The organism is Butyrivibrio sp. XPD2002 (assembly GCF_000423945.1).
In the GTDB taxonomy this organism is placed as follows: domain Bacteria; phylum Bacillota; class Clostridia; order Lachnospirales; family Lachnospiraceae; genus Butyrivibrio.
In genome coordinates, this window is record NZ_AUIY01000042.1 from 1 (window position 1) to 10,987 (window position 10,987).

Genomic DNA, 10,987 nt, shown 5'->3' on the forward strand with positions numbered 1-10,987 from the left:
GACCATTCTCAACATCCAACAGGGTGCAACCGCATAAAACGGAGCGGAACCGTTGTCAAGGAAAACGTGGAATACCGAAGCGGCAGCGCCGCGAGGATATGCCGCGAAAGTTCCTTGACATAAGGTTCACGGATAATCCTGATACATTGGTCAGCAAGTGTGCTTGCTGGCCTGCTTCCGGCGAGGACGGGTGCGGGCAGAGCCCGCTTAACGGGTCAAGGGACTGGTCCCTTGCAGGTTCTTAGGGCGGAGCCCTAAGCCCTCGGAGAGCTTGTCGGTATCAATATCTACATTTTCAAGGTTCTTTTGAGCCTTTTTTCTTTGGCTCATTTTTCCATAGCAGACTTTACACTATCTAAATTCCAAATTTCTTAACATCAAAGCTCTCAAAAATACAATTTCTTGCTTCTGACAGATCCGTAAAAACACCTCCTGCAATCATCTGAATTACCAGATTGCCAACTGCCGTTCCTTCGATAGGGCCTGCAAAAACCGGAAGCCCTGTGGCCTTTGCCGTCAGTTCATTAAGATACGCATCCTGACATCCGCCTCCGATCACATGAAGGGAAGTCATGCGTTTTCCTGTTATCTCGGAAATTTCTCTTACAGCCACCTCGTAGCTTTTTGCAAGGCTCCTGTAAACCATCTGCATAATCTCACCAACTGTCCCAGGTATCGGACAACCGTTTTCCCTGCAATAGTCCTTGATCGCATCGATCATACTGACCGGAGCAAGAAACGCCTCATCATTAACATCAATGAATGACTCAAAACCCTCACTCTTTCTCGCCTCATCTATGAGATCCGGGAAGCTGTAGGTTCTGCCTGTGCAGTACTTACTCTTTACACCCTCCACATATTCAGTTCCGTTAAGCTCACGCCTTATGGACTGAATTATCCACAGTCCCATGATGTTTTTGAGGAATCTGTATCTGGAAAAAGCACCGCCTTCGTTTGTAAGATTCTCCGCCCTGGCTTTGTCAGTTGTTATGGGCTCTTCGTTTTCAATACCAAGAAGACTCCAGGTTCCGCTTGATAAAAATACCGACCGGTCTTCCCTTGCAGGAACCGCAAGAAATGCTGAGCCTGTATCATGTGTCGCAGGTAAGATCACTGTTGAAGTAAATCCAACTTCCTTAGATATCTCCTCGCTAAAAGTTCCAACAACAGTTCCCGGAACTGACAGCTCCCCGAATAATCTTTCAGGAAAACCAAGTCTTCTTATAATCTCTATATCCCAGGTTTTATCCTTCGCATTTACAAGACCTGTGCTTGTGGCATTTGTATATTCCTGCTTTTTCACGCCGGTAAGTTTATAGCCGAAATAGTCAGGAATCATCAAAAGACTCTCTGCTTTTTCAAGCTCCTCCGGCTTTTCTTTTTTCAAAGCCATCAGCTGATAAATCGTGTTGAAAGGCTGTTTCTGTATTCCTGTCCTTCTGTAGAGTTCTTCCTCCGGAACGAGCTTATACACCTCGCTATCAACTCCTTCAGTTCTGCCATCCCTGTATGCCACGGCATCGCCGATCAGTTCCCCGTCTGCATCCAAAAGCACATAGTCCACCGCCCAGGTGTCAATGCCCACGGTTTCAGGGATCATCCCCTCTTTTTTACAGGCCTTAAGTCCATCAATTATTCCCTTCCAGAGATTGTCCATGTCCCAGATAAGGTGACCATTCTTTTGTAATTGTCTGTTTTCAAACCGGTGCACCTCTTTTAGCTGCATTCGCCCATTTTCCACCCATCCGATGATGTGGCGTCCGCTTGATGCACCGATATCAATTGCAAGAAAATATTTATTCATATCGAAACTCCAATACATTTATTACTAACGATGCTATAATAGTGGATATCTGAGTTGTAAACTAGAACGTCACTTTAGTTAAAATAGAACCTTATTTGACATAGATTATGAGAGAAGAAATATTAGAAAAAATCAGTGCACTCACTCCTGAAGAAGAGCAGCTCTTAAATGGAAAATCTGACATATCAAAGGAGCTGTACACTTCAGAAGATGAATTTATCGTGGACAGTGCAAGACTTTTGGAAAAAGGCAAATACATCGCCATCAGGCCACACACAAGATTTGCCTATTTTCCAGTTCACAGACATAACTACATAGAGATGGTGGTGATGGTAAAGGGCCAGCTCACTACGAAAATCGTGGACGGCGACACCCTGTTTCTTACAGAAGGGGACATCCTTCTTATGAACCGCCATGCGAAGCACGAGATAATGGCCTGCGGCAGAGATGATATCGCCGTAAACATCATAATCCTTCCGGAATTTTTCTCACGAAACGATATCGCTTACGACAGAGAAAATGTTCTGCGGGATTTCATAATTTCGTCCCTGTCTGAAAAGAAAAGATACAGCGATTATCTCCTCTATCACACGAAGGGTATGATCACTGTTGAGAACCTCCTCGAGAACCTGATCTGGACTCTGACCTCCGATTCAAGTGGCATGAATCAGATAATCAATTCCACAATGGATCTGATTTTGATGAACCTGTCTGCTCTCTCCTCTGATACGCTTAAGGACATGAGCACTAAGTCCCAGCAGGTCACCATCAAGGCCCTGGAATACATAGATCACAATTATAAAAACGGTACCCTTGAAGAACTGTCTGCAAACACAGGTTACTCCACAGCTTATCTGAGCAGGCTTCTGAAAAGCAACACCGGAAGCAATTTCAAGCAGCTGCTTCAGACCAGAAAGCTTCAGCAGGCAACCTATTACCTCGAGAATACAACTCTCACAACCGAGAAGATCATCGAAGCAATCGGATACGAAAACAGCGCATATTTCTACAGAAAGTTCTCGGAGAAATATGGCTGCTCACCAAGAGAATACAAAAAGCTAAACACGATGGTCCCAAGGGACGGAGTTCCTGGTCCACTACAACAAACAACAAAACAACACCGGAGAATATTATGCAAGCATATACAACCTACGGAAAATTCCAGAAAGAAATGAACGCCTACTACAAGCGCACAGGATCTAAGCTTCAGTTTATCGAAATGATCCAGCGCATGGAGGAAAAAGGTCTTCTCGATAAAACGCCTACCCGCGTGCATATCCCCGAAGATGCCATGGCTATGAATGATGATGATTTTGACAGGGTTGTTGATAACATTCCTCTCAATTTCACACTCAACACCCCTGTCCATACCGAGGTTGGAGAAGAAAAAATCATTCCTCAGTTCTATGACGTTTTCACCATACGCCATCCACGTCTCACCAGAAGATATCCGCACAGACACAATTACTTTGAAATGGATTTTGTGGTTAAGGGAGAAGCCCATTTCATCTTTGAAAATACCGAGCACATCATGCATGAGGGAGAAGTCTGCATTGTTGCCCCCGGCTCCAACCATGACCTTGTTATCGAGGACGAAACCTCCATCGTTTATACCATTTGTATCAGAAAAAGCACCTTCGAGAGCACCTTCGTTTCCCTGATGAGTCATCAGGATCTTGTATCAGGCTTTTTCAGAAAGATTCTAAGAGATGATGACCAAAGTAACTATCTGATGCTCTTTACAGGCAACAACATGGAGTGCCGGATTTTTTTAAGAAAGCTTCTCATAGAGTCAGAAAATCCAGATGAGTACAGCAACAGCTGCAGTGTCGCACTCATAAATCTGTTTTTCACTAACCTTCTTAGAAACTACAGTAAGACCATCGCCTTCTACAACTATGAGCTGGGCTCCGATTTCTCACTGGTTCTGCAGTACATTCAGCACAACTATCAAACCCTGACCCTGGCGGCTCTTGCGGAATTCTTCCATTACAGTGAGGCTCATCTAAGTACACTGATAAAGCAGAACACAGGCAGAAATTACACCGAGCTCATAAAGAATCTGCGCATGAGGGATGCTCAGAATCTCCTGCTAAACACCAATCAGAAAATTGGTGAAATCGCAGAAGAGACTGGCTACAACAGCGCTGACCATTTTTCCAGAGTCTTCAGACAGACCTTCGGTATCTCCCCCGCGGACTACAGAAAACACAACAAAAAAGAAAGCCCCTTCATACCATTCCAATCAGAAAGCGGCGAAAAAGCTTGATGTTATAAAAAACCTCACCCACAGGATACATCCCAGTGGAGTGAGGTTTTTTCAGCATATTACCATCTCATGGTATTACATATTTTTTCAATTACTGGCTTTGCGGCATCGGGGTTAATTCCGAGGAAGAACAGGAAGGGGAGTTCGCTCAGTGTGCGATTTGCATTTTCCTTATCACCACCCTTGATCATCCCATAAGCGACAGGAAGTTCTTTTTCAAGAAGCTTCATGATCTCCTCATCTCCTGCGAGCTCGCCAAGGCGGGTTTCGGGGCCATATACACATCTGTAATCCCTTGATGGCATATAGCTTATCTCATAGCTTCCTGCTGTGAGAGTAACCGTACCATCATCCTTTATTTCAGAATCGGCAAGACCATCTACACACAATCTGTCTCTTGAAAAACGTGGCAGTGTGACCGTAGCCTCTGCGTTAAAGGGAACTTCAACCTTAAGTGTGAAAATTCCATCCTCTGCAATTTTCCAATCGGATACATATTTTCCAGCTGCAGTAGTCATTTCAGTGTTAAAGAATCTGAATCTCATGCTTGGCTTTGGAGCTATAACAGCCTTCTTAAATCCTGGAGTAGCAGGTCTTATGCCTCCTATGTATTCATACATAAACTGCACTATAGTTCCGTAGGAATAGTGATTTAAGGAATTCATACCGTCCTTACAAAGTGTGCCGTCAGGCATAACTGAATTCCATCTCTCCCAAATTGTGGTAGCTCCGAGATCTACGCAGTAAAGCCATCCCGGGAAGCCCTCGTTAAACAGGAAGTGATAAGCCAGGTCCATTCTGTCAATCTTAGCGAGGGTTATGCAAAGGAGCGGCGCTCCAACAAAACCGCATTTTATCTGATAGCAGTCTCTCTTAAGTCTGTCCTCAAACTGTTCTATCAGCTTATTTCTGTCTACAAAGATATCAAATGCGAGCGCTACTACATACGCAGCCTGTGTATCACAGGAGAGTCTTCCTGAAGGTGTGAAGTACTCATGTAAAATCGCCTTCTTAACCTTAGCAGCCAAGGCGGCATATCCTTCAGCATCCTCCTTTTTACCAAGAAGTTCTGCCATCCTGGCCGTTATCATTGTGGATCTGTAGTAATAAACACAGGCAAGATAATCATCATTTGTTCCGCCTTTAAAACTCTTCTCGGTAATTCCATCAAGGCCAAGCCAGTCTCCGAACTGGAAAGGAAGTGAAAAGGTTCCGTTGTCTCCATGCTCCATGTCGTTGCGGTGCATGTACTCTACCCAGCCCTTCATCATCTCATAGTGCTCTTCGATATCTGCGGCTGAGCCATAGGTATTGTACAGAGTCTCAGGTATTATCGTGCTCACATCTGACCAGACACTTCCTACTCCCGCAAGATTGCCTGCTGTGTTTGGAAGGAAGCTTGCAACTCCGCCATCATGACGCTTTGCATCAAGGGCAAGGTCTCTAAGGAACTTTTTATAAAAAGCTCTCGTATCCATGTTGTAGCTTGCTGTCTGTGAAAATACCTGGGCGTCTCCGGTCCAGCCAAGGCGCTCATTTCGCTGAGGACAGTCTGTTGGCATGTCCAAAAAATTGGACTTCTGTCCCCAGATGCAGTTCTCATAAAGTCTGTTTATTTTAGCATTGCTGGTCTCAATAAAGCCTGTTCTCTCCATATCTGAATAGAGAACCTTTGAACGGATCTTATCAGTCGTAAGTTCTATCGACTCCGGCCATCCCTCGATTTTCAGATACCTGTATCCAAAGAAGGTAAACCTGGGGTGCACGGTTTCCTTTCTTCCATCTGAAACATATACAAACTGTGAGCGTGCCTCGCGGTAATTCTCATTAAAGAAATTCCCCTTAACCAAAATCTCACCGCAGGAAACAGTGATCTTCGTTCCTGCAGGAAAATCTGCATCTATCTCCATGATTCCGGCGTGATTCTGCCCAAAGTCAACTACAGTCTCACCTGCGGGAGTGTGGATGATTTCCTTTGCCTCAAGAACCTCTTTAACCACAACCGGAATGCTGTATCTATCAAGAAGCTTTTTGCCTGTTTCTATTTCTACCGCATTACCGATTTCGTTGATACCTGCTGTTCTGTCCAGGTCCTCACCATAATAGATACCGGAATCTGTCACATCATTTTTAGAAACTTTCCATGAGCCATCTGTACCGATAACATCTTTGCTTCCATCAGCATAGGTAACCTGAAGCTCTGCAATAGCAGCCATTCTGTCTCCAAAGTTATGACCACCCTCAAGGCCGAAGTTACTCATATACCAGCCCTTCGCAACCTGAATACTGAGATTGCTATCAGCCTTTATCTGCTCAGTAACATCGAAGGCAATAATCTGCATTCCTGTCTCATAATCGTTGATGTAGGGAGTGAGGATTTCGTTACCGACTTTCTCCCCATCAAGATATGCCTCAAACACACCCAGGCAGCTCACATAGAGCCTTGCGCTGACAGGCTTATCCTTAAGTGACAGCTCCTTTGAAAATACGGGATGACACTTTTCACCTTCAGGCGCAGCTATCCATTTTCCTTCCCAGGGCTCTTCCATCTTACCTGTCTCGAACCACTGAATATCAGATGTGGCAGTTTCACCGTTGTCGCCTACGACAGTAACTCTCCAGAAATATCTGGTGCAGGGGCTAAGCTCTATATCAATGGCTTCACCTGTCTGATCGAGCTCAGCTGATTCCTTTTTATATAAAATCTGTGAAAAGTCTCCATCAGCAGAAACCTCAAGCACTCCATTTTTAAGAGAAACCGCCTTTGTATCCTCCACATTCCATGCTGCAATTATTTTCTCAAAGCTAAATCCCAAGGGATTAACCACGCCATTAATTTTCGTTCTGGTAATTTTCATCCTGCTCTCACCTTCCATTTGCCATAGCTGATGTTGCAAATTTCTTCTTTCTATAATCGGTTAATTTCTGTTCTCCAAGGAATTGCAGGCTGGGCCTTACACTTCTCTCCCTGGTCTGTCTGTCCACACCTATAAGTCCAAAGCGCATTGAATAGCCACTCTGCCACTCAAAATTATCAAGAAGTGACCAGTACATGTAACCCTTCACCGGAATTTCATCGTTTATGCAGTCCCTGACACCTGCAAAGGCTCTCTTAATAAATTCTACGCGCCTTGTGTCATCATCCGTTGCAATTCCATTTTCTGTTACAAGTATATCACCCTTAAATGCTGTATGTACCCTGCGAATTACATTAGGAAGTCCTTCAGGATAAAACTCGTAGCCCATCTGAGTGAGCTCAGCTCCCTCCTCAGGTGAAAGCTCACCATCACTTCCAAACCTGGTTCTGGTGTAGTTCTGAACGCCAAGAAAATCATCATCTATAATTGCAGGAAGAAACTCCTCGAACTCATCATGCCAGTCTTTTTCTGCTCTCTCTTCTCCGCCTTCAACGCACTGAACATCACGAAGGCTAAGGGATAATCCGACCTTAGTGTCCGGAAGCATTTTATGGATAACATCTACCGCTGCCCTGTGTGCATCCATTATGATCTGATTACCCTTAGGAGATCTTGGCGATACGAAAACTGCAGGCTCTTCAACTCCAAATACTTCCAAGTTTTCCCTAACCTTTTCCTCCTGCTCTCGTTTCATCTCTTCGATGTTTAATCCTATCTGTATTGATGTCTGCTCCTCATTCTGTTTTTCACGCTGTTCCATGGCTTGACGAATATAAATAGAAATAAGATTACCCATGTTGGCTTCATTTATGGTGCAGATATATTTGATATCTTCATTTGACAGATTTTTGGCAACATACCTGGTGTAATTGGCAAATGCATCTATCACTTCCTCTGATTCCCAGCCACCCTTTTCAATAAGCCACTTGGGTGATGAAAAATGGTGAAGTGTTATCACAGGTTCAATTTTGTTTTCCTTGCAGAAGTGAACCATATCAAGATAGTGCTGCATTTCCTTTTCATCAAAAATACCTTCTGAAGGTTCAATCCTTGCCCACTCGAAGGAAAAACGATAAGAATTAAGCCCTGCCTGTTTTAATAAAGAAATATCTTCCTTATATCTGTTGTAGTGATCTGCAGCGTCCAGGGATTTTTCAGGATATCCACCATACTTCATCTGTTCCATAGCCCAGATGTCACTGTTTGTATTATTTCCTTCAACCTGATGTGCCGCAGTTGCTGCACCAATTAAAAAATCTGAATTTCTCATTTTAAACCTCACTTATATTATTAAAAAGTTGCCTGCAGCTATTTTGCGTGCTGCAAGCAACTTTTATTGCTGACATTTTTATCACACTGCTTCTTTATTAACTACTTCTTCTGAATGCATTTTTCTTTTCATCTCTTCGATCTCATTCTTGTACTTCTTGATAGGTCCGAAAACTACGCATGCGATTACGATAAGACCTGTAATGCAGGGAGCTCCGAACTTGATGAAGTTAAGTGCAAACATTGCTGACTCAGGCTGCTGTCCAACAGCTCCTGCCACATATCCTGACATAGCAAGTATTGCGAGGATACCTGAATTAGTTACTGTGTTACCGCACTTCTGAGCAAAGCCCTTGATTGATGAAACCAGGCCGTTTGCTGACTTTCCTTCCTTGTACATAATGAAGTCGATTGTGTCGTTTACAAGGATGTTGACAAGTGCGTTCTGCATAGCGCCTGTAACTGAACCAATGAATGTAAGTACGCACAGGAACGCAAAGTTAGATTTTCCAAAGAAAAACAAAATCAGGTAAGTCACGATTGTTGCTGCCTGTGAGAAGCAAAGAGCTCTCTGACCTGTCTTAAAAATCTTAAGCACGACAGGCATTGCAACTACCATTGAAATAAGAGCACCGATTGAGATAACACCCATGTATACAGGAATGAGATCAGGTCTCTCATAGTAGTACATCATGTAATAAACAGATGATGCGAACATAAGTCCGTAACCAACTGAAGCCATAACCCAGGCGATGATGTTGGGATAAACCTCCTTGTGCTTAAGCACCATTCCGATTCCTTTCATGGGATTTTTTTCAGGCGCTGAGAGATATCTCTCCTGTCCCTCTGATGTCTTGAAAAGTCCCCAGAAGGATACAAATGCCAGAACTCCGCAAACGATCATGAAAGGAATATATCCGTTTGAAAATCCAAGTCCGTTAAAGAAGCCTGTAATATTCTGTGTGAAGGTATTACCGATTGTGAATGCGAATGCGCAGCATCCTGCACCCATGGTAATGATCTTGTTTCTCTCCTGATCCTTTTTAACAGCAGCAGGGAGAATTGCCATCTGCGGCATTGTGTACATTGTAACTGTCATTCCGTAACCAATGTACATAACAAGAATGTAGATTGCTTTTGCAGCACTGCTTGTAAATCCCCAGTCTATCCAAACCATGGTAGCAAAAAAAGTAAGCAGTACCGGTGCAAATAAGAAATAAGGTCTGTAGCGACCGATCTTTGTGTGAGTGTTGTCTGCGATTACGCCCATGATAGGATCATTTATCGCATCCCACAATGTTGCGATGAACATGATAAGCGAGCAGGTAGCTGCAGGTATTTTCAGATTATCCGTCATGAAAGGTGACAGATAGCTCGCCAAAACTGCAGCTATCATCATTGCTCCGCCATTTACTGAAGTAGCATGGAACCAGCTAAAGGCCTTGCTCACTTCCGAAGTATTTTTAGTTTTTGCCATTGTATTATTCCCCATTGTCCTTCTCCTTTATTACAATGTGTTTTACTGGATAAGGGAATAATATCATCGGATGTTTTATGTCTCCATGTAATATCTTTGACAACATCCGACATTTTTTTAGATGAATTATTTACCAAATATAAATAAGGCGTCCCTCTTCAAAGCCCTTGATTCCCATTCCGGGTTCATCCGAAACTGTAATTACTTTCAATACGAACATAAAAACGAGCAGTGTACTTTAATTTGTACACTGCTCATAATTATTTTTATATCATCTCCTTAGTTAAACTTCAGAGAATCGATAATTCCTGCAAGTGAATCAGATACCGGGATATCAATCTCATCATCACCGCTCATGTGATCTGTGCACTCAAAGATAAGATATCCATCCATGTAATCTCTTACATAAGCTGACTGATACATTCCGGGTCCTAACTGTCCTGGAACTGCGTCAACGTAGTAACCCTGAACATCCTCTGTTCCGGGGAAGATTACATCAGAAACAGTTGCCTGATCTCCCCATGACTTAGCAAGGTCCTCTGCTGCGCCTTTTCCGTCATTGTCTACACCATAGGTAGTTGTGATCATGCATGTTCCTGCACAGTCGCCGGTGTATACGAAGGTAGTTACAGGGCCGCCCTCGTTAATTGTGATAACGGAAGGATCATATCTTACTGACCAGTTATTAGCATTTACATACTCTTCGTCATTTATGACAACATCCTCAGTAGCTGCCTCTTCATTAAGTGCATCTACATAGCCTGCATCAGCAGATGCAGAAGTAGGAGTTTCTGCATCATTGATTGTAGTTGTAGCTGATGCATCACCGCATCCTGTCATAGCGAGCATTGCTGCAAATGTAAAAGCGATTCCGATTTTTGAAATGTTCTTTCTCATATTTTTATCCCCCTCAGATAAGAAGGTAGTGTCTAATCGACACTCCTTTTTTCTTTATAAATCCTCTATTTTTCGGGAGTTCAAAATAAAAAGAGCATTGACCTCCCTTTTGGTATAATGTTAACGACCAAGAAAACATCCCGCAAAGGAAACAATGCTCGTGAACATTATACTTTATTTACTTGAAATCATCCATCAGCTCTATCAACAAAACTGCTGGTTGATCAACTTTATCTGTAGATATATTCCGCTTAAACAGTGGGCTTATGAGGATTCTCATTCTCCCAAATATCAAAAATTTAAGCTTGATAAGCTCCCTTTGATTCTGAATGTAGAGCCCTGGGATTACAGGG

At 43.3% G+C, this 10,987-nt stretch carries 8 protein-coding genes and 1 pseudogene; 4 read left to right on the top strand and 5 right to left on the bottom strand.

The window, feature by feature from the left end:
• Positions 1 to 98: 98 nt before the first annotated feature.
• Positions 99 to 245, top strand: coding sequence for a hypothetical protein (locus G587_RS26325; protein ID WP_196812581.1), 147 nt, complete (start codon positions 99 to 101; stop codon positions 243 to 245).
• 110 nt (positions 246 to 355) lie between these two features.
• On the opposite strand, the gene rhaB is transcribed toward G587_RS26325, so the two are convergent.
• A complete protein-coding gene (rhaB, locus tag G587_RS0115810) occupies positions 356 to 1,804 on the bottom strand; it encodes a rhamnulokinase (RefSeq protein WP_026493049.1) in 1,449 nt (482 codons plus the stop codon).
• 107 nt (positions 1,805 to 1,911) lie between these two features.
• Between rhaB and G587_RS23120 the strand changes: the two genes are divergently transcribed.
• Both G587_RS23120 and G587_RS0115820 read left to right on the top strand, forming a co-directional pair.
• Positions 1,912 to 2,979 (top strand): AraC family transcriptional regulator, encoded by a 1,068-nt coding sequence (locus tag G587_RS23120; RefSeq protein ID WP_051201089.1) that lies wholly within the window; start codon positions 1,912 to 1,914, stop codon positions 2,977 to 2,979.
• A complete protein-coding gene (locus tag G587_RS0115820; RefSeq protein ID WP_026493050.1) occupies positions 2,937 to 4,073 on the top strand; it encodes a helix-turn-helix transcriptional regulator in 1,137 nt (378 codons plus the stop codon). Before G587_RS23120 ends, G587_RS0115820 begins: the two co-directional genes overlap by 43 nt.
• Before the next feature lie 59 nt (positions 4,074 to 4,132).
• Here the strand turns inward: G587_RS0115820 and G587_RS0115825 are convergent, their stop codons facing one another.
• The 4 genes from G587_RS0115825 to G587_RS0115840 all read right to left on the bottom strand — a co-directional run bounded on the left by G587_RS0115825 (position 4,133) and on the right by G587_RS0115840 (position 10,634).
• The gene (locus tag G587_RS0115825; RefSeq protein ID WP_026493051.1) at positions 4,133 to 6,931 is read right to left on the bottom strand and encodes an alpha-L-rhamnosidase; all 2,799 of its coding nucleotides are present in this window, start codon (positions 6,929 to 6,931) and stop codon (positions 4,133 to 4,135) included.
• Between the two features lie 7 nt (positions 6,932 to 6,938).
• Positions 6,939 to 8,261, bottom strand: coding sequence for a glycoside hydrolase family 1 protein (locus tag G587_RS23125; RefSeq protein WP_051201090.1), 1,323 nt, complete (start codon positions 8,259 to 8,261; stop codon positions 6,939 to 6,941).
• 81 nt (positions 8,262 to 8,342) lie between these two features.
• Positions 8,343 to 9,752 (bottom strand): MFS transporter, encoded by a 1,410-nt coding sequence (locus G587_RS0115835; RefSeq protein WP_051201091.1) that lies wholly within the window; start codon positions 9,750 to 9,752, stop codon positions 8,343 to 8,345.
• A gap of 264 nt (positions 9,753 to 10,016) precedes the next feature.
• The gene (locus G587_RS0115840) at positions 10,017 to 10,634 is read right to left on the bottom strand and encodes a hypothetical protein (protein ID WP_026493053.1); all 618 of its coding nucleotides are present in this window, start codon (positions 10,632 to 10,634) and stop codon (positions 10,017 to 10,019) included.
• 154 nt (positions 10,635 to 10,788) lie between these two features.
• Here G587_RS0115840 and G587_RS26790 point away from each other — a divergent pair.
• A pseudogene (locus G587_RS26790) lies at positions 10,789 to 10,987 on the top strand (transposase); the annotation flags it as partial.